At 51.4% G+C, this 22,076-nt stretch carries 13 protein-coding genes and 6 pseudogenes; 11 read left to right on the forward strand and 8 right to left on the reverse strand.

The window, feature by feature from the left end:
• The first annotated feature begins 506 nt into the window (after nt 1-506).
• The 4 genes and pseudogenes from iolD (at nt 507) to iolE (ending at nt 4,797) form a co-directional block, all read left to right on the forward strand.
• On the forward strand, nt 507-2,447 hold the full coding sequence (gene iolD / locus SYMBAF_RS15160; RefSeq protein ID WP_040263751.1) for a 3D-(3,5/4)-trihydroxycyclohexane-1,2-dione acylhydrolase (decyclizing): 1,941 nt from the start codon (nt 507-509) through the stop codon (nt 2,445-2,447).
• A gap of 64 nt (nt 2,448-2,511) precedes the next feature.
• Complete coding sequence (gene iolG / locus SYMBAF_RS15165) at nt 2,512-3,525, forward strand: bifunctional inositol 2-dehydrogenase/D-chiro-inositol 1-dehydrogenase (RefSeq protein ID WP_040263753.1); 1,014 nt, start codon at nt 2,512-2,514, stop codon at nt 3,523-3,525.
• Nucleotides 3,526-3,564: 39 nt separating this feature from the next.
• Nucleotides 3,565-3,882: pseudogene (locus SYMBAF_RS15170) on the forward strand (sugar phosphate isomerase/epimerase); the annotation flags it as partial.
• Between the two features lie 18 nt (nt 3,883-3,900).
• Complete coding sequence (gene iolE, locus SYMBAF_RS15175) at nt 3,901-4,797, forward strand: myo-inosose-2 dehydratase (protein ID WP_040263755.1); 897 nt, start codon at nt 3,901-3,903, stop codon at nt 4,795-4,797.
• A gap of 19 nt (nt 4,798-4,816) precedes the next feature.
• Here iolE and SYMBAF_RS15180 read toward each other — a convergent pair.
• Nucleotides 4,817-5,782 (reverse strand): annotated as a pseudogene (locus tag SYMBAF_RS15180) (IS481 family transposase).
• 297 nt (nt 5,783-6,079) lie between these two features.
• Here SYMBAF_RS15180 and uspA point away from each other — a divergent pair.
• From uspA to SYMBAF_RS17955, 3 genes and pseudogenes are all read left to right on the forward strand, one after another.
• Entirely contained in the window at nt 6,080-6,532 is a 453-nt protein-coding gene (uspA, locus tag SYMBAF_RS15185) for a universal stress protein UspA (RefSeq protein ID WP_040263757.1), read from the forward strand.
• A 251-nt stretch (nt 6,533-6,783) separates the two neighbouring features.
• Nucleotides 6,784-7,241: pseudogene (locus SYMBAF_RS15190) on the forward strand (substrate-binding domain-containing protein); the annotation flags it as partial.
• Nucleotides 7,241-7,407 (forward strand): annotated as a pseudogene (locus SYMBAF_RS17955) (sugar ABC transporter ATP-binding protein); the annotation flags it as partial. The pseudogenes SYMBAF_RS15190 and SYMBAF_RS17955, both read left to right, overlap by 1 nt.
• A gap of 37 nt (nt 7,408-7,444) precedes the next feature.
• Here SYMBAF_RS17955 and rsmJ read toward each other — a convergent pair.
• Complete coding sequence (rsmJ, locus tag SYMBAF_RS15195) at nt 7,445-8,191, reverse strand: 16S rRNA (guanine(1516)-N(2))-methyltransferase RsmJ (RefSeq protein WP_040263760.1); 747 nt, start codon at nt 8,189-8,191, stop codon at nt 7,445-7,447.
• An 8-nt stretch (nt 8,192-8,199) separates the two neighbouring features.
• A complete protein-coding gene (gene prlC, locus SYMBAF_RS15200) occupies nt 8,200-10,242 on the reverse strand; it encodes an oligopeptidase A (RefSeq protein ID WP_040263930.1) in 2,043 nt (680 codons plus the stop codon).
• A 222-nt stretch (nt 10,243-10,464) separates the two neighbouring features.
• Here prlC and SYMBAF_RS15205 point away from each other — a divergent pair, with 222 nt between their 5' ends.
• From SYMBAF_RS15205 to SYMBAF_RS15220, 4 genes are all read left to right on the forward strand, one after another.
• On the forward strand, nt 10,465-11,307 hold the full coding sequence (locus SYMBAF_RS15205) for a 23S rRNA (adenine(2030)-N(6))-methyltransferase RlmJ (RefSeq protein WP_040263761.1): 843 nt from the start codon (nt 10,465-10,467) through the stop codon (nt 11,305-11,307).
• 118 nt (nt 11,308-11,425) lie between these two features.
• A complete protein-coding gene (gene gorA, locus SYMBAF_RS15210) occupies nt 11,426-12,778 on the forward strand; it encodes a glutathione-disulfide reductase (RefSeq protein ID WP_040263763.1) in 1,353 nt (450 codons plus the stop codon).
• Between the two features lie 1,012 nt (nt 12,779-13,790).
• A complete protein-coding gene (locus tag SYMBAF_RS15215) occupies nt 13,791-14,285 on the forward strand; it encodes a putative pterin-binding protein (RefSeq protein ID WP_040263767.1) in 495 nt (164 codons plus the stop codon).
• The gene (locus SYMBAF_RS15220) at nt 14,282-16,066 is read left to right on the forward strand and encodes an ATP-binding response regulator (RefSeq protein WP_040263769.1); all 1,785 of its coding nucleotides are present in this window, start codon (nt 14,282-14,284) and stop codon (nt 16,064-16,066) included. Before SYMBAF_RS15215 ends, SYMBAF_RS15220 begins: the two co-directional genes overlap by 4 nt.
• Here the strand turns inward: SYMBAF_RS15220 and SYMBAF_RS15225 are convergent.
• From SYMBAF_RS15225 to SYMBAF_RS15245, 5 genes and pseudogenes are all read right to left on the reverse strand, one after another.
• On the reverse strand, nt 16,056-16,907 hold the full coding sequence (locus tag SYMBAF_RS15225; protein ID WP_040263771.1) for a helix-turn-helix domain-containing protein: 852 nt from the start codon (nt 16,905-16,907) through the stop codon (nt 16,056-16,058). The two genes, SYMBAF_RS15220 and SYMBAF_RS15225, sit on opposite strands and share 11 nt — an antisense overlap.
• 860 nt (nt 16,908-17,767) lie before the next feature.
• Nucleotides 17,768-17,959: pseudogene (locus SYMBAF_RS18550) on the reverse strand (GNAT family N-acetyltransferase); the annotation flags it as partial.
• A 12-nt stretch (nt 17,960-17,971) separates the two neighbouring features.
• Complete coding sequence (locus SYMBAF_RS15235; RefSeq protein ID WP_040263773.1) at nt 17,972-18,268, reverse strand: hypothetical protein; 297 nt, start codon at nt 18,266-18,268, stop codon at nt 17,972-17,974.
• 35 nt (nt 18,269-18,303) lie between these two features.
• Nucleotides 18,304-18,885 (reverse strand): recombinase family protein, encoded by a 582-nt coding sequence (locus SYMBAF_RS15240; protein ID WP_040263776.1) that lies wholly within the window; start codon nt 18,883-18,885, stop codon nt 18,304-18,306.
• A 118-nt stretch (nt 18,886-19,003) separates the two neighbouring features.
• A pseudogene (locus SYMBAF_RS15245) lies at nt 19,004-21,954 on the reverse strand (Tn3 family transposase).
• Nucleotides 21,955-22,076 lie beyond the last annotated feature (122 nt).

Consider the following 22,076-nt stretch of genomic DNA (forward strand, 5'->3'; position numbering starts at 1 on the left):
AAACCCCGACTGCTAAGCATCTGTTGGAGTATGAGGAATGAAAATTTCAATTTCAATTATTTATGAAATTTAAACACCAAAACGTGATGCATATAAAACACTGCTAATACGCTAGCTGAAGGTACTGAAAACCGCGTCCTGACTAATGCGAAAACACCGGTCAACGGCAAGGAGCTACCTTGTGTCATAAGCAGACGGTACCATGGTTTGCGGCAAGTTCGGCCGTTGAGGGGCAGGGGCATCAGTGGGTATAGGGATTGCTAATTTATTTCTAAAGGCATGAATGAAAATGGTTTTTCATCATTATGCGATCTTTATCTCAAAATGAAATTTTTAATCTTATAATATATTTTATGAAACATATATTTATTTATAATCGCAACACGTTTCACATTGTCGGCTTAAGTAGGCCTGCAAGCTTGAAGACGACAGGTATCACACAGTTTCTCAAGTTCGGCATGCAGATGGTGCCGGATCGGACGAGACTAATCTAAAAGGGTGAGTAAATGGGCAAGATCCGGTTAACCATGGCGCAGGCACTCACCAGGTTCCTCGACAACCAGTATCTGTTGGTCGACGGCGTAGAAACCAAATTCATTAAAGGCATCTTTGCGATTTTCGGCCACGGCAACGTACTGGGTCTGGGGCAGGCGCTAGAACAGGACTGCGGTGAGCTGGTGGTGCATCAGGGGCGTAACGAGCAAGGCATGGCGCACGCAGCGACTGGCTTCGCCAAGCAGAAGTTGCGTCAGCAGATCTATGCCTGTACCTCTTCCGTCGGCCCCGGTGCCGCCAACATGATCACCGCCGCCGCGACCGCCACTGCCAACCGCATTCCTTTATTACTGTTGCCTGGCGATGTTTACGCTTCACGCCAGCCGGATCCAGTGTTGCAGCAGATTGAACAGTCCTACGATCTCAGCATCAGCACAAACGACGCTTTTCGCGCGGTGAGCAAATATTGGGATCGCATAGTGCGACCGGAACAGCTGATGAGCGCCTGCATCAACGCGATGCGCGTACTGACAGATCCGGCGGAAACCGGCGCGGTGACGCTGTGCTTACCACAAGACGTGCAAGGCGAAGCCTATGACTACCCAGATTATTTCTTTCAGAAGCGCGTGCATCGGCTCGATCGCCGCCCAGCGACAGCAGGCATGCTGGCGGATGCGCTGGCGCTGTTGACTGCTAAACGTCGCCCACTGCTGGTATGCGGCGGCGGGGTGAAATATTCGCAGGCCGGCCTGGCGTTGCGTGAATTCGCCGAACGTTTTCATATTCCGTTTACCGAAACTCAGGCGGGCAAAGGCACGGTAGCGAGCAGCCATGAATTCAACCTGGGCGGCATCGGTGAAACCGGTTGCCTTGCGGCGAATACGCTGGCCCGTCAGGCCGATCTGGTGATTGGCGTAGGCACCCGTTATACCGACTTCACCACCTCGTCAAAATGGTTGTTCCAGAATCCGGACGTCGATTTCCTCAATATTAACGTCAGCGCCTTTGACGCCGGCAAGCTCGACGGCGTGCAAGTGTTGGCTGATGCCCGCGAAGCGCTGTCCGCATTGAGCGCACTGTTGGCACAAGCTGATTATCGCACCGGCTGGGGCAATGCCATTGTCGAAGCGCGTAGCGCACAACAGCAGGAAACCGCCCGCGTTTATGCGGTGGAATACACCGGCGAAGGCTTTGTACCGGAAATTGACGATCACCTCGATCGCGACAGCGTCTTTGCCGAATTTATCGAAAAGACGGACTCGCTGCTAACCCAAAGCCAGGTGCTGGGGGTGCTTAACCAGCACCTGCCACAGGACAGCGTGATCGTCGCCGCCGCTGGCAGTCTGCCGGGAGATTTACAACGTGTGTGGCAAAACCACGGCGAACACGGCTATCACGTGGAATACGGCTATTCCTGCATGGGCTACGAGGTCAATGCCGCGCTGGGGGTCAAGCTGGCCGAGCCGCAGCGCGAGGTGTATGCGATGGTCGGCGACGGTGCCTTTATGATGCTGCATTCCGAACTGATCACCTCGATTCAGGAAGGTTGCAAAATTAACGTGGTGCTGTTCGACAACATGACCAACGGTTGCATCAACAACCTACAGATGGAACACGGCATGGACAGCTACACCACCGAGTTCCGCTTCCGCAACCCGCAGGGCGGCAAACTCGACGGCAAGCTGGTGCCGGTCAATTTCGCCATGCTGGCGGCGGCTTACGGTTGTAAAACCTACAGTGTGACCACCGAACAGCAACTGATCGAGGCACTGGCCGATGCTCGCCTGCAAAGCGTTTCTACTCTGCTGGACATCAAAGTATTGCCCAAAACCATGGTGCACAAATATCTCAGTTGGTGGCGCGTGGGCGGTGCCCAAGTTGCCGACAGCGAAAAAATTGTCACCGTGGCTCGCAAGCTGCAAGAGAACATCGACAAGGCCCGCGACTACTGATTAACACATTGCTTGATTACCCAGACCTTGCGTTTGGCACAAATATTTGAAAAGGATAACGAAAATGACACTGAACATGGGGGTTATTGGCACAGGTGCAATTGGTCGGGATCACATTCGTCGCTGCAGCAAAGTGTTACAGGGCAGCCGCATCGTGGCGGTCAACGATATCAACCGTGATAACGCTGCCAAGGCGGTGAGCGACCTGAAGCTAGACGCCAAGGTGTATCACGATAGCCACGATCTGATCAAGGCAACGGACGTGCAGGCGGTGCTGGTGACCTCCTGGGGGCCGAGCCACGAAGAGTTTGTGCTGGCAGCGATTGCCGCCGGTAAGCCGGTATTCTGTGAGAAACCGCTGGCGGTCACTGCTCAGGGCTGCAAAAACATCGTTGAGGCCGAAACCAAACACGGCAAACGTCTGGTGCAGGTAGGCTTTATGCGCCCTTACGATCAGGGTTATGAGGCACTGAAGCAGGTACTGACCAGCGGGCAGATCGGCGCACCGCTGATGCTGCACTGCGCACACCGCAACCCAACCGTTGGTGAAGCTTACACCACGGATATGGCGATCACCGACACCCTGATCCACGAGATCGACGTGCTGCGCTGGCTGCTGGATGACGACTATGTCTCGGTACAGGTGGTGTTCCCGCGCAGAAGCCCAAAGGCATTCCCGCACCTGAAAGATCCGCAGATTGTGCTGTTTGAAACCGCCAAGGGTACGCGCATCGATGTCGAAATCTTCGTTAACTGCCAGTACGGCTATGACATCCAGTGTGAAGTGGTGGGTGAAACCGGCATCGCCAAACTGCCAGAGCCATCTTCAGTGCAGATGCGCAGCGGGGCCAAGCTGTCTACTGAAATTCTGACCGACTGGAAAGATCGTTTTATCGATGCCTATGACATTGAGCTGCAAGGCTTTATCAATGACGTACTGGCCAGCAAGTTGACCGGGCCTTCTGCCTGGGACGGCTATGCCGCTGCCGTGACTGCCGATGCCTGCGTGGCTGCACAGCTCAGCGGTAAGATTGTGCCGGTGGCCCTGCCGCCGCGCCCGGCGTTCTACAACAAATAGTGTGTTGAGCGCTGTACTCACGTTTCAAGAGAAATCACCATGAAGATCGCTTTTGATGTTGATGTCATCAAGGATCTAGGCATCACCAAAATGGTTCGGCAGGTGGCTGGCTGCGGCTATCAGTATATTAAGCAGTCACCGCCCCCGCAGATCAATCCGTTCTACAAACATCCGAAAGCCGGGCGCGAAGTTATGGCGGAATACAAAAACGCGCTGAAAGCCACCGGCATGGCGATTTCCTCATTTATCGTGGCGTACCGCTGCTCCGGCCCGGGTGAAGATCGTCGCCAGGCGGCAACGGTCAAAAACTGGTGCCGGATGATAGAAACCGCGGTGGAAATCACCGCCAGGCCGATCTGATTACTGAGGCTAATAATGAATAAAGACAACGTAAAACTGGCCATCGCCCCGATTGGCTGGACCAATGATGACATGCCCGACTTGGGCATAGAGAACACTTTCCAACAGTGCATCAGTGAAATGGCGCTGGCCGGGTTCATCGGTAGCGAAGTGGGCAGCAAATATCCGCGCGATCCTGCGGTGCTAAAACCGATGTTGGATATCCGAGGCATTCAGATCTGCAATGCCTGGCTCAGTACCTTTTTCGCTGATGGTCTGAAAGAAAAAACCATCGATGAATTTATTACCCATATGAATTTCCTGCATGCAATGGGGGCCAAGGTGATTGGTTGTTCCGAGCAGAGCAAGAGTATTCAGGGTACCACCAAAGGGGTGTTCGAAGAAAAGCCGTATTTCAGCGATGAAGAGTGGCAGCGGGTAGCCGATGGCTACAATGAGCTGGCTAAAATTGCCACTGACAAGGGGATGCAGGTCTGCCTACACCACCATATGGGCACCGGCATCCAGACTAACGTAGAGATCGACCGCTACATGAGCATGGTGAACGACAATGTCTACCTGCTGTTTGATACCGGCCACGCCTACTACTCCGAAGGTAGCCAGCAGGCGATGATGGCGATCCTGGAAAAATACCTACCACGCATCAACCACGTGCATTTGAAGGACGTGCGTGACGAAGTGGTGGCAGAGGTTAAAGCCAACAAACTAAGCTTCCTCGACGGCGTGAAGAAAGGCACCTTCACCGTGCCAGGTGATGGGGTAATCGACTTCCTGCCGGTATTTAAACTGCTGGATGAGCGCGGTTACAAAGGTTGGATGGTGGTGGAGGCTGAGCAGGATCCGGCGTTAGCCAACCCATTTGAATATGCGGTGAAAGCACGCCGTTATATCAAAGAGACCGCCGGCATTTAATTCACTTGAGGTATGTGATTCATAGACATCGTTTCAATTTTCTCAGCTCAAGTTCAAGCTTGTCATTCTGTTCCTGTATGTGCTCGTCACTGGGCTGATAGTTTGCGTGAACGGCATCAGAGTATGGCGTTTGCTCAGCACGTTCAAAGTAGCGCTCCATCGGTGTTTTACCCTGTGAGCGCTATGAGGACGTTCCCAGTTATAGTAATGCGGCCATTCTGCCAGCAGTTTCTCCAGGTCAGCAGTTGAGAGGTCTACGGTAGCGTAAAACTCAGCTTTGTCTGTCTTTTGGGAACGTTCAACTTTGCCATTAAGATGAGGCGAAGCTGGTTTATTTGGACGAAACTTGATGCCGCATTCTTTCAATCTTTCCTGCACCTTAACGACAAAAAACTCTCTTCCCTGGTCGGTCTGAAAGCACTGTATCGGGAAAGGCATTTCTTCAATAACACAATCAATAAAATTCAGTGTGTTTGCAGCCGTGCGACGAGAGTAGAGCCTCAGGACTCTGTAGCGAGTACAATCATCAACAGAGGTGTACTGACATAAGCCGGGGCCAATTTTACAGGTATCCATCTGAACCCGATCACCAGCAACAGGGCGTTCGTCGCGAATGAAATCAGCTTTACGCCGAAATTTAACAACTGGCTTAACCTGATTCTGGCAAAGAACCTTGTGGATCGTAGCCATCGCCAGAGAGATGGAATGAAGCCGCTTTAACTCACTCTGAATACGTCTTGCTCCCAGATTTCGCCGGGAACGTAACTCCAGAATTAGAGCGACTTCGCTAGCGCTGGTTTTCGTTAATGGAGAGTTTTTAGGGCGACGACTGTGGCTTTCCAGTCCTGCCCTGTGCCAGATACCTGCGCCACCATTTACGCAATGTGGGGCAGGAAATGCCGCAGCGACGGCATACAAGTCCCGCATCACCAGATGTTTCATAAAGTTTAACCCACTGTAGCCGCTGCTGAATTTCCTTGTTCATGGTGAGTCGTGATAGTACAACGATGTCTATGAATCACACACCTAATGGAATAGGCTCTAAATTCCATCTTACATTTCGATACTCTGACGGCTCATACTATTAAGCGATATTTTTCGTAATTCAATAAGTTATCTTTTTAACGTACGTTCTCGTTCCGTTGGCCCTCAACCCCCCAAATAAATTTGCCCGGTATACTCCTTTAGGGCAGGCAAGATGTCAGCGCAACGTGTTCTAGCCGCTGGGGTATTTGGCACTATACTCTGTATTGGCATTATTCAATATGGAAGGAGTATGCTCATGGCTTACCAACACATTCTCATTGCGGTAGATCTATCCCCAGAAAGCAAAATTTTGGTAGAGAAAGCCGTAACTATGGCGCGGCCATATAACGCCAAAGTCTCTCTGATCCACGTAGATGTTAATTATTCTGACTTGTACACCGGCCTGATTGACGTCAACCTAGGCAATATGCAGCAGCGCATCTCCGAGGAAACCCACCAGGCATTGACCGAACTGTCGCACAATGCTGGCTACCCAATTACCGAAACCCTCAGCGGTAGCGGCGATCTGGTACAGGTGCTAGTGGATGTCATCAAGAAATATGATATGGATCTGCTGCTATGCGGCCACCATCAGGACTTCTGGAGTAAGCTGATGTCTTCTGCACGCCAACTGATCAACAGCGTGCATATCGATATGCTGATCGTGCCGCTGCGCAATGAAGAAGAGACGGCGCAGGATGTGCTGTAACCGGCATCAAAGGTGATTTTGTTCACACATCCGTTAAATGCTTCAATGCTGGCTCAGTTGCCAGCATTTTTACGCGCCCTTCCCATAGTGAATTTGCTAAAAATAGTTTCTTAATAACTTATGTTATGCGAAAGTCATTTTAACGTAGTGTAATTACCACCTCTAGTTATCGAAAATTTAATTAACATTAAAAACGCCATAATTTAACCTATTTTTGCGTAGATCGGATTTAGTTAACTTCGCAATGTCGAGTGTTGAATGCATATGTGATTTCCGCGTGCTTATTATCGACAGCACCTGTTTTTGCCGCCGATAAAGATGAGATCACCGTGGTTGCCAAAGTGACCGGCATTCCATGGTTCAACCGCATGGCAGTGGGCATCAACCAGGCGGCGAAAAAGCTCGACGTCAACACCATCATCCTGGTGCAGAACAATGCCAAAGTGTTGGAGCCGGTGCTAGAAAAGTGCGCGACAAAGGCATCGTAGTGCTGACCCATGGATCTCTAGACCCGCAGATCGGCCAGTGGGATCGACAGCGAGAAGTACGCGCAGGCCAACGAAAAGACATGGGCGACAAAGGTGGCTATGCGATCTACGTTGACTCACTGACCGTACCGCTGCACAACGCCTGGGCCGATTCCACCATCAACTATCAGAAAGCAAAATACCCGAAGATGTTTGAAGTCACCTCGCGCCTGCCGGTGGCGTCTCGATCGTCGAACTGCTCGCCGCTGGCCGTACCGAGCTGCGCCTCAGCCTGTTCGGCATGACCCACCCCGATAGCGGGAGATCAAGGTGGGAGGCCAGCCAGTGCGGCTGCACAACAGCCACGAAGCGGTGTGTCACGGCATCAGCTACGTGCCGGAGGATCGCCGAGGCGGTGAATGGATAAATCTTTACTGGCCCATGGTTATAACGGCATGTAGATATCGAAGCGGTGGCTTTTAGTCAAGATGGCGGCATGGGCTGGCACGTTGCCCAGCGGTGGCGCGTAGTCCGGGCGTTTCACTACGATACGCTTGGTCGCCAGCCGGCGCGCCGGAGCTAACAACCCATCAGCGTCATCGTCGCGGCCTACCAGCGATTGAAATACCCGCATTTCTTTCTTCACCAGCGCGCTTTTCTGCTTATGTGGGTACATCGGATCAAGGTACACCACCTCTGGTCGCGGGGCGAGATCGGCCAGCACCGTCAGGCTGGTGGCATGCACCAACGTCAAACGCTCACGCAGCCACAGGCCAATTTCCGCATCCTGATAGCCGCGTTGCAGGCCGTCATCCAGCAATGCGGCCACTACCGGGTGGCGTTCTAGCATTCTTACCCGGCAACCCAATGCTGCCAGCACAAAGGCATCGCGCCCCAAGCCAGCAGTGGCATCCACTACATCCGGCAGTTCGCTGCCCTTGAGGCCGACCGCTCTAGCCACCGCTTCACCACGGCCGCCACCAAAACGACGCCGATGCGCCAGAGTGCCGGACACGAAATCGACGTAGATCGCGCCCAGTTTAAGTTCGTCACGCTTGCGCAGTTCCAATCGTTCCGGGGTCAGCACCAGCGCCATCGGCGCATCGTCGTCCGAGGTCAACTGCCAACGCTGTGCCAAAATAGATAAGGTGCCGGGATCGACACCTGCTTCACAGCTTAAATACACCCTCACCTGCCGGGTTATCCTGTAATACCGTAATGGCGCAGCATGGCATCCAACTGCGGTTCGCGGCCACGGAAGCGTTTGAACAGTACCATCGGCTCTTCCGAACCACCGCGCGACAGGATGTTGTCGAGGAAGGATTGGCCGGTTTCGGCGTTGAAGATGCCCTCTTCTTCGAAACGCGAGTAAGCATCAGCCGACAGCACTTCTGCCCATAGGTAGCTGTAGTAACCCGCCGCGTAGCCGCCAGCGAAAATATGGCTGAAGGCGTGTGGAAAGCGGCCCCAGCTTGGTGAAGGTACTACCGCCACCCTTTTCTTCACTTCCGCCAACGTTGGCAAGATTTGCGCGCCGCTTGAAGGGCTGTATTCGAAATGCATGAGGAAATCGAACAGGCCGAACTCTAACTGACGCAGGATAAACAGCGCCGCCTGATAGTTCTTGGCTGCCAGCAGCTTATCGAGCATCTCTTGCGGCAGCGGTTCGCCGCTTTGGTAATGGCCGGAGATAAACGCCAATGCTTCCGCTTCCCAGCACCAGTTTTCCATAAACTGGCTTGGCAGTTCGACCGCATCCCACGGCACCCCGCTGATGCCGGATACCCCAGCGGTGTCGATTTGGGTCAGCATATGGTGCAGGCCGTGGCCGAACTCGTGGAACAGCGTGGTCACTTCGTTATGGGTAAACAGCGCCGGCTGGTCACCCAGCGGACGGTTAAAGTTGCAGGTCAGGTAGGCGACCGGCTTTTGCAAGGTGCCGTCTGCCTTGCGCAGGCTGCCGGCACAATCGTCCATCCAGGCACCACCGCGTTTGTTTTCACGCGCGTACAGATCAAGGTAGAAGCTGCCGCGCAGTTCGCCGTTGGCGTCGAATAGATCGAAGAAGCGCACGTCAGGATGCCAGGTATCCACCCCGCTGCGCTCTTTGGCGGTGATGCCGTAGATACGTTTCACCACCTTGAACAGCCCTTCGACCACCCGTTGCTCCGGGAAGTACGGGCGCAGTTGCTCGTCGCTGATGGAGAACAGGTGTTGTTTTTGTTTTTCGCCATAATAGGTAATATCCCAGGCTTCTAGTTCGTCCACGCCGTAATGTTGTTTGGCAAAGATGCGCAGTTGCGCCAGTTCCTGCTCGGCCTGCGGACGGGCGCGCTTGGCCAAATCGTTCAGGAAGCTGATCACCCGTTGCGGGCTTTCCGCCATCTTGGTTGCCAGCGATTTGTCAGCGTATGTCTCAAAGCCAAGCAGTTGGGCCAGTTCGTGGCGCAGCGCCAGCGTTTCCGCCATCACTGCACTGTTATCCCATTTGCCAGCGTTCGGCCCCTGATCGGAAGCGCGGGTAGCGAAGGCGCGGTACATCTCTTCACGCAACGCACGGTTGTCGGCGTAGGTGAGCACCGGCAGATAACTCGGCATATCCAACGTCAGCAACCAGCCTTCTTGCTCTTTGGCTTGTGCCATTGCCTGTGCCTGTGCCAAGACGCTGGCCGGCAAGCCACTCAGTTCGGTTTGGTCAGTAATCAGTTTGCTCCAACCCATGGTGGCATCGAGCACGTTGTTGCTGTAGGTAGAACCCAGTTCGGATAGCCGTGCGACGATCTCACCGTAGCGCTGCTGTTTGTCCGCCGACAGGCCGATGCCCGATAGCTCAAAGTCACGCAGCGCGTTATCCACCGACTTGCGTTGCGGTGCGCTCAGTTGGCTGAAGGCCGCCCCCTCTTTCAAGCTGCGATAGGCTTGATACAGCCCTTCGTGCTGGCCCACCCAGGTGCCGTATTCAGATAGCAGCGGCAGTGCCTGCTCGTAGGCAGCACGCAGTTCCGGGCTGTTTTTCACCGAGTTCAGATGTCCAACCGGCGACCACATGCGCGATAGGCGATCGTCCGACTCCGCCAGCGGCTGACACAGGTTATCCCAGGTGAACGGCCCCGGCTGCGCGACCACGCGCTCTACCGCAGCACGGCAATCTGCCAACGCGGATTGTATCGCAGGCACAATATCTTCAGGGCGGATCGCCGAAAACGGCGGCAGGAAAAACGGGGTCAGCAACGGATTGGTCATAGGGCAGTCCTGATTAGTGTTGTCGCCCACCATAGCGGGCAAGCCATAAAATGCAGATGAAAGATTAACATGGAGCTATGCAACAGGAAAATCAATGCCCGGCGTTGTTGATAGTGCCTGCGGCAACGCAGTTCAGTTTTTTCCGGCCAGACAGTTTATACTGCACAGATTATCAGCCTTATTGAAAGCTCCGCCTACGGAGTACAAGGAATTGCCCCCGCCATGTTAAGTTATCGCCATAGTTTCCACGCTGGCAACCACGCCGATGTGCTCAAACACAGCGTCCAGAGCCTGATCATTGAGTCGTTGAAAGAGAAAGAGAAACCCTTCTTCTATCTGGATACTCACTCAGGCGCGGGGCGCTATCAGTTGCGTAGTGAGCACGCCGAACGCACTGGCGAATACCAGGAAGGTATCGGCCTGCTGTGGCAACGCAACGATCTGCCAGAAGAACTGGCTGCCTACATGAGCGTCGTGCACAATTTTAACCGCTCCGGCACGCTGCGCTACTATCCCGGCTCCCCGCTGATCGCCCGCCAACTGCTGCGTCCGCAGGATAAGATCTACCTGACCGAACTGCACCCCAGCGATTTCCCGCTGCTACGCAGCGAATTTCAGAAAGATGAGCGCGCCAAAGTGCAGCGTGCCAACGGTTACCAACAGTTGAAATCCCAATTGCCGCCACCATCACGCCGTGGGCTGATCCTGATAGACCCACCCTACGAGATAAAAACGGATTATCAGGAGGTGGTCAAAGGTGTTCAGGAAGGCTATAAGCGCTTCGCCACCGGCAGCTATGCGCTATGGTATCCAGTGGTAATACGTCAGCAGATCAAACGCATGCTGAAAGAGCTGGAGGCCACCGGTATCCGCCGCATTCTACAAATCGAATTGGCAGTGAAACCCGATAGTGACCAACGCGGCATGACCGCTTCCGGTATGATCGTCATTAACCCGCCGTGGAAGTTGGAACAGCAGATGCACACCGTGCTACCGTGGCTACACAATGCGTTGGTTCCCTCCGGTATCGGCCACTATTTAGTGAACTGGGTGGTGCCGGAATAATGGCATCCAGGCGCGATCCGCCGTGCCTATTGCAGCCATCGATGCAACCTTTGCGACAAACCCACATCAAGCGTTAAACTCTTTCCTCTTCGAATTTCACAACTCATGGAAATCCCAGATGACGAAACATTACGATTATCTAGCAATTGGCGGGGGCAGCGGTGGTATCGCATCAATCAACCGGGCAGCCATGTACGGCCAAAAATGCGCACTGATTGAAGCCAAGGAACTGGGCGGCACCTGCGTCAACGTGGGTTGTGTACCGAAAAAAGTCATGTGGCATGCGGGGCAGATCGCCGATGCCATCCATCAATACGGCGCAGATTATGGCTTTGACACTACTGTCAACACCTTTGACTGGAAGAGGCTGGTCGCCAACCGCAGCGCATATATCGACCGTATTCATCGTTCCTACGACAATGTACTGGGCAAGAATCAGGTTGATGTGATCAAGGGCTTCGCACGCTTTGTCGATGCCCACACCGTAGAAGTGAACGGCGAAAAAATCACCGCCGATCATATCCTGATCGCCACTGGCGGCCGCCCAAGCCACCCGGATATTCCGGGTACGGAATACGGCATCGACTCCGATGGCTTCTTTAAACTGGATGCCATGCCAAAGCGCGTCGCCATCGTGGGTGCTGGCTATATCGCTGTCGAGATCGCCGGGGTGCTGAACGCACTGGGCGCGGAGACACATTTGTTCGTGCGTAAGCAAGCACCGCTGCGCACCTTCGACCCAATGCTCGTCGAAACCCTGGTGGAAGTAATGAGCACCGAAGGGCCATGCCTGCACACTGAATCAGTGCCGAAAGCGCTCGTCAAAAACACCGATGGCAGCCTGACACTGCAACTGGAGAACGGCCAAGAATTTATCGTTGACAGCTTGATCTGGGCTATCGGCCGCCAACCAGCGACCGACAACCTGAACCTGGCCGCCACCGGGGTGAAAACTAATGAGCAAGGCTATATCGATGTTGATAAGTTCCAGAATACCAGCGTTAAAGGCATTTATGCCGTGGGCGACAACACCGGCGCGCTCGAACTGACCCCAGTGGCGGTCGCGGCTGGCCGCCGTCTGTCTGAGCGCCTGTTCAACAACAAGCCGGAAGAATACTTGGATTACAGCAACATTGCCACTGTGGTATTCAGCCACCCGCCGATCGGTACCATCGGTCTGACCGAGCCGGAAGCCATCGAGAAATTTGGCGCGGATAACGTGAAGGTGTACAAATCCTCCTTCACTGCTATGTACAGTGCAGTGACGCAACACCGCCAACCGTGCCAAGTGAAGCTGGTATGCGCAGGCAAGGAAGAGAAGATCGTCGGCCTGCATGGCATCGGCTTCGGTATGGATGAAATCTTGCAGGGCTTCGCTGTCGCCGTGAAGATGGGAGCGACCAAGAAAGACTTCGACAACACCGTAGCGATCCACCCGACGGCAGCGGAAGAGTTCGTTACCCTACGCTGACAATAAAATCCCACTAACTTTAGGCGTTAGGCATTCAATGAGGTCAGCAGTATTTGGCCTCATTGTTTTATTTTTTCTGGCAAAATTTTCTGTATAGAATCTATGCCGGTGTTATTCTAAAATCATTCAATATGCTAAGTAATGGGGAAATACGTGGTTAAAAAGCGTCCCTGCTTAAATCTCAATAATATATTTTATTTGAGGCGACCTAATAAATGATCAGCATGGTTTTTGGAAGACATAAAGGCTCATCATACTGATGCAGACTTGTATCACAGTAATCTAACCAAACGATATCCCTAGATCCCATATGCATAGTTTATTGAATTACTGAAATCATGATAAAATTAAATAACTGAAAAATAACAATATTTAAAAAAATCGCTATATGAAAAATTTTTTATAACAAAAAAATATATATGATTAGCAATCTATAGTATAAAGTTAGTTAAAGTATTACCTGGTGTTGTTGTGTGTCTTTGCCCTATATTTATAGGGCTTTTTTATTTTACCGCCGCAGTTTAAATTCTTTCAGATGTGCTTTTTCAGTTGGCATTGATGTTAATAATAGGGTTGGATTACCGAGAGGCATCTGATGAAAATCGTCATTAATTTATTCTTTTATCACTCAGCTTTCTTTTCTGTAAAAATAACTGAATAATTAAAGTACACGGACGTTTCCTCCATTCCTACCGCCAATTGGATTTGATATTCCTTCCCCCCTCGAAGTAGAAAGCCAGCCAGGGTCATCGTGACCGTGGTTTCAAAGCGCAAAAAATTCGGTGAAGTAAGCGACCTTAGTATTGTACCCTCACCCTGATAACTCACGGCACATGGAGCTTGTTGAAAAGATGATGTCGCCAGCGCTGCCTGCGCGTTCAAGGCAATTCTAGTCTATGCTATTTGTGCTTTTATCATTCCCTTCGACATAAATCGGCATTTTCTGCCATTATTCTACCTGATAAATTAGCGAGGGAACTCACGAATGCATCCGCGTTTATGGAGAATATTGATGTTTTTAAAGCTATTTAAAAACATAACGTTAGCCTGTTTGGTTATGGTTATTACTCAAGCCAGTGCGCTAAGCTTCACGCTCGAAGTAGCGGGAAAGATCGATGTCGTGACCGATCCGGTTAAAAAAAACTATCTGTTCACCGATAAACAGTTACTGGCCATGCCGATTCGCAGCATTGTCACCTCTACCTCCTGGACGCCACCAAGAAAGTTTGAAGGGATTTCGTTGACAGACATTTTGACCCGTGTCGGTGCCAGAGGCAACACGCTGACCATTTATGCGCTGAATGACTATTACATCGACGTGCCGCTGTCTGACGTTGAAAAATACAATATGATTTTGGCTTATAAAATGGATGGGGAACGGCTTAAGATCAGGAACTTCGGCCCGTTATTTTTAGTTTACCCAAGGGACGCCGCCGGGCCTGAGTTGAACTCACCGTTATACAACTCACGTTTTATCTGGCAGGTCGACAGGATAGTAATTAAATGAAGCTGATAAATGTTAAAAGCAGCGGCAGAGTGGCAATCCCGGCCATTTTCGCTGCGCTGTTTTTATTAGCCTCAGCGGTAACGCTGTATTACTACAGTGCCATCTTGTCCAAAAAAGGGCTGTATGCCATCGCTGGCACACAGGAAAACTACTCTTGGTCGATTGCTAAGTTTTCTATTAAGCTCGCCGAGTTTGAGACGCTGGTTGAACAGCGAAAACACACGCCAAAAGTGGACAACGATAATCTGCGGCTGAAGTTTGAAATCCTCTATTCACGTTTTTACGTGCTGGAAACTATCTCCGAATCTACCCAGCCACTGTATGCGGAGCCGGGTTATCCAGAAATGATCAAACATATGCGTGAGCAAATGGATCGTATTGATAATCTGCTGGGCGACCCGCAGATCGACTTCAGCCTGATTTCGCAGACCATGCATCAAATCAAGCCCTACGCCATCGAAATGGCCAACCTGACCGACCATGCCGAAGTGAAACAGCGCGCCATCGCCTATGAAGACTATATCGAGAAAAGGTATATTATTTTCCATGGTTTGGTGATCGTGATGTTCTCCGTGGTCTCGCTGGTTGCTATCACCCTGATCGTTTTCCGCCAGCAACGTCTGACTATTCGGCAGCAGGCCAAGGCTATTGAAGCGGAAAAGGCCACGCGTACTAAAAATGCCTTTCTGGGTGCCATCGGCCATGAGCTGCGCACTTCGTTACAAAGCATCATGTCCGCCATTGATGTGCTGGTGAATACTCGAATGTCGGCAGAGTATACGGATACCTTCCTACGCCTAGAGAGCGCCGCGCAGCAAATCGAAAACCAGATGAAAGATCTGACTGATTACGCGCATTTGGACAGCGGCATGATGGAATTGCGCATCGTGCCGTTTGATGCACAGAAATTGATCGGGGAAACCGCCAACGAAATCGCTATGCTAACGTGCAAGGAGCAGGTCACACTAAGCTGTGAGGTGGAATATAGCCATCTGCTGGTCGATTCCGATCCGCTGCGTATTCGGCAGATTATCGTCAACCTGCTAACCAACGCTTACAAATATACCGAAAGCGGTAGCATTACTCTGCATAGCTGCCTGCGTTGCCAACCTGCCAGCAGCGCGTTGATCATTAAAATCACCGACACCGGTATCGGCATTGAAAAAGACAGGCTCGATCAGATCTTTAAACCTTTCACCCAGTTAGATCAGTCGCATACCAAACAGTATGCTGGTGTGGGCATGGGGCTGGCGATCGTACATGGCCTGGTGATGCTGCTCAACGGCACCATTACGGTCAACAGCGAAATCAAAAAAGGCAGCACCTTTATCGTCAGTATTCCGGTGAAGATCAGCGAGGAAGTCCGGGCAAGCGAACAGGCCACGCTCTACCACAACCTACCGCAAAAACCACAGCATGTGTTGGTGGTGGATGATAACAAGTCTGTGGGGGACGCCTTTGCGGCGCTGCTGGACAAGCTCGGCTACCAACATGAACAATGCAACTCGCCAGAGCGCACGCTACAGAAGCTGCTGCGCCGCCCTTACGATGCACTGCTGTTGGATTTGCAGATGCCGGGCATCGATGGCGCGGCCTTGGCCAGACAGCTACGCAACCGCCGTGGCCCTAATCGCCACATGCCGATTATCGGCATCAGCGCCTATAATCTGGAACAGCTCTCTGCGGAACAGCGGGCGCTGTTCGACAACTACCTGATAAAGCCTGTGCGACTGGATGCGTTGTCTGGCGCACTGGCCAAGGTTTTCCCTGTTAAAGATTGAAACAACGCTGTAGGGCAGCTTCTATCACATGAAGCCGCACCGGTTTTTCATAAGGCCCCAGCACGTCGTAATCGCACATCGCCCTGGCAACTTCAGATTCGCACCGATCGGTACCCAGTTCGCCAGTCAACACCAGTACCGGCGCATCCGGGTTATCGGAGGCACGAATAACCTCAATGCATTTATCCGCTGTTTCTTCACCGATCAACCAGTCGACGACATAGCCATCGAACGGGCTTTGTTGCAACGCTTGGCAAAAGCTGCTGATGTCATAGAACGCCACCGCATTGAACCCGCAACTGCCGAGGTATTGCGCCAGCTTGTCGGCCGCCTGATGGGAATCATCCAGCACTGCAATGCTCAGCCGCTCATCGTCGTTATTGCCTGGACGTATTGCTATCAGTTCGACGCCATAATGCTTTCCGGCTGGGGCATCATCAGCGCAGTAAATATACCATTGTCGTTCTACCCGCAGCGCAACGAACTCCAACCATTGCCCGGCCATCAGTTCATCGCCAATGTACCCAACGCAAGGAATTTCCACGCCAGCAACAAAAAAGATGGCATCCTGCGCCATGGTCTGTTGCGGCATGTCATGTTCTGCGCCCATATCGGCGATAGCCGCTGGCGTTTCTCCCAACGCGGCAGCGACCCTGTTGATCTGCTCCAATGTCCACGGGCTTTGCCCTTTTAGTTTTCGGTGCGCATGCGAAAAACTAAGATCCAAAATACGGCTCAGCTCTTTGGCGTGCTGACGCTTAGCAAGTCCATGATGTAAAAACAGTTCTCTAACCCGTTTTGCAATCGACTGTGAATCGAATTTTTGATGATTGTTATCCATTTGTTCCTGCGATTTTTTTGCTGATTTATCAGTAGCTTTAATTTTTTTGATAAAGAAGCACCCTCTAAAACTGGCATTTCATGCAATTATGCGATAGAAATGTTGCTTGACATACCATGTGGTATGGTCAAACATGGTATAAAAAGAGACATACGGCAATACACTATAAAAAAGAACACTAAAGCGTTTTTGATAATAAATAGACATAATAACATCAGGGAAATTCTTCCGGCTGCCGTTGCTAAGAAGATGTTCGCATCAGCTTAGCTAAGCAGACAATACGGAACTTGGGCTGTCAGCACTAATGTTTTACCCACTTTTGAGCCGGAACTGTAAAGTCCCGGTTTTTTATTGCCGTTTTGGCCAGCCAATTCACATTGGCGACCATCCTGCGTTATCCCTCAGCATCTGCACGTAAACCCCGCGTTGGTACTGTGGCGTCGTCGAGTTAGAGGTGTCGCGCAACACTGCCAACTCGGTGCATAGAAGAAAAAGTGCCTTCGTCGGTACAACACCATGGTGAACCACCAGTAATGGTGGGTTTTGGCCCGTGACGATGTCAAAGTCTTATCCAGTTTCACAGGCAAGACCATTGATTGGCGCGATAACCTCATACTGCTTCGCCACTGCCCACCCCAAGATGGCCTGATGGGAGCGAAACTGCAAAATGCGACATTTACGCTCAGACTAATCCCGGTCACTGTGGCGACCCGCCCTGGGGTGCCAAAAGCGAAGCGCGAATTATGGCTGTGACGTTACTGTTTCGCTGACAGAGGTGTCTGACAGATGCTCCCTGGCAAACGGACAATATCCCGCTATAAAAAAGGTTCGGATTCAAGTCATGTGAGCTGAGTCCGGGGTCAAAGCACCAGAACCAAAGGATCTTGTTCCCTTTTTTCAGATTTGAATCCTGCTCGTTTATAAAATGGATAGCTCCTGTCACTTGGCCATACAACTAGCAACTCGCACTTATCAGCAATTGCATGGTCTTTGACAAAACTCAATAATTTCTTACCAACCCCGTTATTCCGGTAAGAAGGTCTTACGTAGACATTCGTGACATATCACCAGCAACCATTGATCTCGTATGGGGATGGTATTTTATTCACTAAAATCAGAGAAATAACACCTATCAACTCCTCATCTTTCTCTGCAACGAAGTTGATTAAGTTCCCCATAGCTTCTAATTCCCTCTCTCTTTTCAGAAATTGCTCTGTAAAACGGGCTTTATCTACAGGTAGCTCAGTTTCTACATCATCACTGCATAAAGCCCAGCGTAGTTCGGCGAGTGCGGGTAATTCGGCAATGATGGATTTACGTATGTTGATTTTATTACGATCCAGGGAGCCGTCTGATTTCATTTATCTGCCTTACGTTATTTATAATTTTGCAGCGTTTAGTCCTGATGTGCTGCTTTCAACCTGAGAATAGTTTGTCGGGTAGTGCTGAATTCACGGGCCACAGCACTCACAGTTATCCCCATACTGAGTCGTTCCAGGACCGATTTCTTCTGTTCATCATTCAGCACAGGGGGACGTCTAAAGCGTTTACCTGATGCCCTGGCCCGTGCAATACCAGCGTGTGTGCGCTCGATTAGCAGATCCTTCTCAAACTCAGCGACTGCCGAGATCACCTGCATGGTCATTTTCCCCGCCGGACTGGTCAGATCCACGCCGCCCAGAGCCAGGCAGTGAATCCTGATAGCAGACGTAGCCAGTTTTTCCACCGTTTTCCTGACGTCCATCGCATTTCGTCCAAGGCGATCCAGTTTGGTGACAATCAGCACATCGCCATTTTCCATTCTGTCGAGCAGACGGGTAAATCCGGGCCGCTCACTGGCGGCAACGGAACCACTGATGTGCTCCTCGATCAGTCGCTGGGATTTGACGGCAAAACCGGCGGCTTCAATCTCCCTGCGCTGGTTTTCCGTGTTCTGTTCCAGTGTGGAGACGCGGCAGTAGGCAAAAACGCGTGACATGATGAAAATTTCCGTCCGAAAAGGATGTACGAATTATAATGTCTATCCGAAACTAATTTCACTTACTTTCGTACAGTATTGAGATCCGGTGTACGAGACCGAACGGTTCTGGACACTATCAGGCGGCCAGCGCCAGCCGCTGATCCATGTTCAGCTCGATACGACCATACGGATTAACATGGTAGTATATCAAAGGCGTCAGACCACGCCAGTCTTCTTCTGTCATTCGCTGCTGCCAGACCGGTTCTGCCAGCACATTCTGGATCAACAATGTATTGATATAGACCAGACTGATTTGCAACAGGTGCAGAGAGAGCATCGACAGCTCCTGATCCGCAGGCTGGTTGCTGGTGAATTCTCCGTGTTCGCCATAAAAAATAAAATTATTGGCGCTGTTCCAGTTTTCCACGACGTTGAGGCCAGCATTAATTTCGCAACGCAGTGACTCATCGTGCAAATAACGGCAGAGGAAGATAGTCTTAATCGCTTTGCCCAGCTCTGCGAGTGCCTTATAGGTTGGGTGCTGAATGTTATTGCGGGTGAATCGTCGTAATATGGCCTCGGGTTCGGCTGTTCCGGTTCTCAGTGCCGCTGTATATTTGATTATCTCGTCATACTGCTGTGCAATAAGCTCCCAGTCGATCCCCCGGGTTAAAATCGGCGTCAGATGTGGGTACAACGAGGCATCTTCCTTTTCACACACATACAGCTTCTGTCGGGCGACCGCTTTCAGGCGCGGCAATAGATCGAACCCCAGTACATCACTGAACGCAAAGGCCACCTCACTTTGTCCATGGCTGTCCACATACTGGTGGTTAATTTCCATGTCGGTACAGTGCCGCAGAACGCCTTCCATCATCGCGGCCACCTCCGATGAGGAACAGCGGCGCAATTGTGAATAAATACACGTGGAGTGCGTATCGACATGCCAGTAAATCATCACGCCGCGCCCGCCATAGCGGGCATGCCATTCTGTCATCAGATTCTGATCATAAGCACCGAACTTTCGGGAGTCCGCAGCACAGGATGTCGTCGCGTTTCCCCAGATAGCGGGCTGACGAATACGGAAAATACCGTTCACAATATGAGCAATTGCTGAGCGTAAAGCATCTTTCTGAATAAATCGCCGTTTAACGTAGCGCAATTCATCATAGTTAACCCGGGGTTGTTGGCTGGCGATACGTTTCAGCCCTACATTGGTACCGAGGCCAAACAGACATAACAACAGGCGACGTTGCAGTACCTCGGGTTCAAGCACTTCCCGACTGGCAGATGTGCGAAATAACGACGAGAAATGTTCCCGTAAATCCACCTCCTTGAGTATGTCTATCAACTCCAGATCGGCCCAGCGCTGGCCTATTTCCTGCTTCAGCGTGCTGTGTTGGGTGGCTCCGCTTGTTTATCCAGCGGCGTCAGGTGGATACGATTTTTCCCCTGTTCCCTGATGCGAAGTCTGGGATTATCCGGCAGTCCATTATTCAGCCTACCGAGCCAGTGGCGCATCCTGTCTTTGATTTGATTAATAAAGGTTGTCGCATCAGTGGGGGCCTGCAACAGGGAATAATAATATGCGCGATTAGTGGCAAAGTCGGCAGGGAGATCTTCTGCCGGATCACGATAACGATCAGCGCCTGTGACCCAGATTTCTTTGTTACGCAGACTTTTGCGTAAAGCCCGTAAAACACAAATTTCATAGTTGATACGATTGATACGTTCTTCACCGGACTGGCTTTGTACGATGACAACATCCCGCCATTTTTTCTGAATAATACCGTCAACAGGCACATCACCCACCGCATAGAAATGCTGGTTGCTGGTTCTGTTTTCCTTAATAATCTGGATGGCATCAATAACGGGTCGATGCAGGGCATTGCCGGACTGAAACTCAAGCCGATCCAGTACTGGCATCAACATCCGGCGATAGTGGCTACCGTAAGAAGAACGCATGGATTCATGTACTTCCTGTTCGGTATTTACTCCCAGCGTTTTGAATTCATCAACCAGATTTTGCAGCATTTTCTGAGAGACAACAGGATAGACAACATCCTTTATAACGCCGTCCGGCTGGTCAACGGTGGCCTCAGCCATACGGAACAGCAGACGCGCCTTTCCCCTGACTTTTTTAAACGCCGCGAACTGCTTTTTATCGACCTTTTTTTCAGCCCGGGTGCCGAGGTTATGGATTAGCACCATCAACATATCAATCAACGCATCGGTCAGTTGCTGGCGGCGACGCCAACAAAACATAGCTACCATGCTGTAACGGATCGCTGAAGGGTGGCGGCGAAGCTCCCTGATTGATTCGCTGGCACACCGTTGTTGAAACTGCACGATGAATTTAGGGGATATTCCCTGAAAAATATTCGGCTGTAGCGCAACACTATCGAGACATTTTAGCTGGGCGATGACGGAAAGGACATTCTCCAGACTGGGTCTTCCGGGGTCAGCTTTGAGGCCACTGACGGTGACTTCGTTTATTCTGGCAGTGCCCGGTTCTTCGGCTGACAGTAAGTGATTGATGGCAACCTTGCTGTCGAGTGAAAGTCGGGTAAATATAGTGTTTTGTTGCTTTGTTTCGAACTGGTGTACGGCTGATCGTATAATCCGATCCAGATGCTCGGCGGCGGGGCGTTCAATCTGCTGCTCCTGACACCAGTCAGTAACAAGTTCGCTGCCGTGTACAGCCTGCGGGTTTAACGGGAGGATAAATTCGGTTAACCAGGCGCTGAGCCTTGCTATATCAGTTTTATCAGAGAACCTGACACCCAGATAGCGACGAATATTCTGGCGGTGTCGTTGAGCCTGCCGCCCCTGAAGCGGGTAGTTTTCAATAGATACCGAAGTACATCCGATCTGCCCAGCAATAACATGTACAACACCTGCAGGGAAATCGTTTAATGATTCAGGGTAATAGCCCTGTACCTGTCGGAATTTTAGTTGAATGGCAAATCCCAGGCGCCCTGTATCGGTCATTCCTGGTAACAGGGAAAGCTCGTCAGCAAGCAAACGCCACTCGTCCCTGTCATCACAAGTCTGCTCCTGTGACAACATCCCAACTCCCTGAATCATCAATGGGTAATCGCTATGGTAACCATTTCACAGGTGAGTGATTTTTACTCAGATCCAGTTCAAAAAAGTCAGATGTCGCATTTTGCAGCTTCGCTCCCACCAGGCCAAGATGAATGCGATAG

The organism is Serratia symbiotica, assembly GCF_000821185.2.
GTDB lineage: Bacteria > Pseudomonadota > Gammaproteobacteria > Enterobacterales > Enterobacteriaceae > Serratia > Serratia symbiotica.

What these genes read in the sequence shown, in the direction of transcription:
- gorA (WP_040263763.1), top strand. Translation starts at nt 11,426, where the DNA reads ATGACGAAACATTACGATTATCTAGCAATTGGCGGGGGCAGCGGTGGT.
- SYMBAF_RS15205 (WP_040263761.1), top strand. Translation starts at nt 10,465, where the DNA reads ATGTTAAGTTATCGCCATAGTTTCCACGCTGGCAACCACGCCGATGTG.
- iolD (WP_040263751.1), top strand. Translation starts at nt 507, where the DNA reads ATGGGCAAGATCCGGTTAACCATGGCGCAGGCACTCACCAGGTTCCTC.
- prlC (WP_040263930.1), bottom strand. Translation starts at nt 10,242, where the DNA reads ATGACCAATCCGTTGCTGACCCCGTTTTTCCTGCCGCCGTTTTCGGCG.
- SYMBAF_RS15225 (WP_040263771.1), bottom strand. Translation starts at nt 16,907, where the DNA reads ATGGATAACAATCATCAAAAATTCGATTCACAGTCGATTGCAAAACGG.
- iolE (WP_040263755.1), top strand. Translation starts at nt 3,901, where the DNA reads ATGAATAAAGACAACGTAAAACTGGCCATCGCCCCGATTGGCTGGACC.
- SYMBAF_RS15240 (WP_040263776.1), bottom strand. Translation starts at nt 18,885, where the DNA reads ATGTCACGCGTTTTTGCCTACTGCCGCGTCTCCACACTGGAACAGAAC.
- SYMBAF_RS15235 (WP_040263773.1), bottom strand. Translation starts at nt 18,268, where the DNA reads ATGAAATCAGACGGCTCCCTGGATCGTAATAAAATCAACATACGTAAA.
- iolG (WP_040263753.1), top strand. Translation starts at nt 2,512, where the DNA reads ATGACACTGAACATGGGGGTTATTGGCACAGGTGCAATTGGTCGGGAT.
- SYMBAF_RS15215 (WP_040263767.1), top strand. Translation starts at nt 13,791, where the DNA reads ATGTTTTTAAAGCTATTTAAAAACATAACGTTAGCCTGTTTGGTTATG.
- SYMBAF_RS15220 (WP_040263769.1), top strand. Translation starts at nt 14,282, where the DNA reads ATGAAGCTGATAAATGTTAAAAGCAGCGGCAGAGTGGCAATCCCGGCC.
- uspA (WP_040263757.1), top strand. Translation starts at nt 6,080, where the DNA reads ATGGCTTACCAACACATTCTCATTGCGGTAGATCTATCCCCAGAAAGC.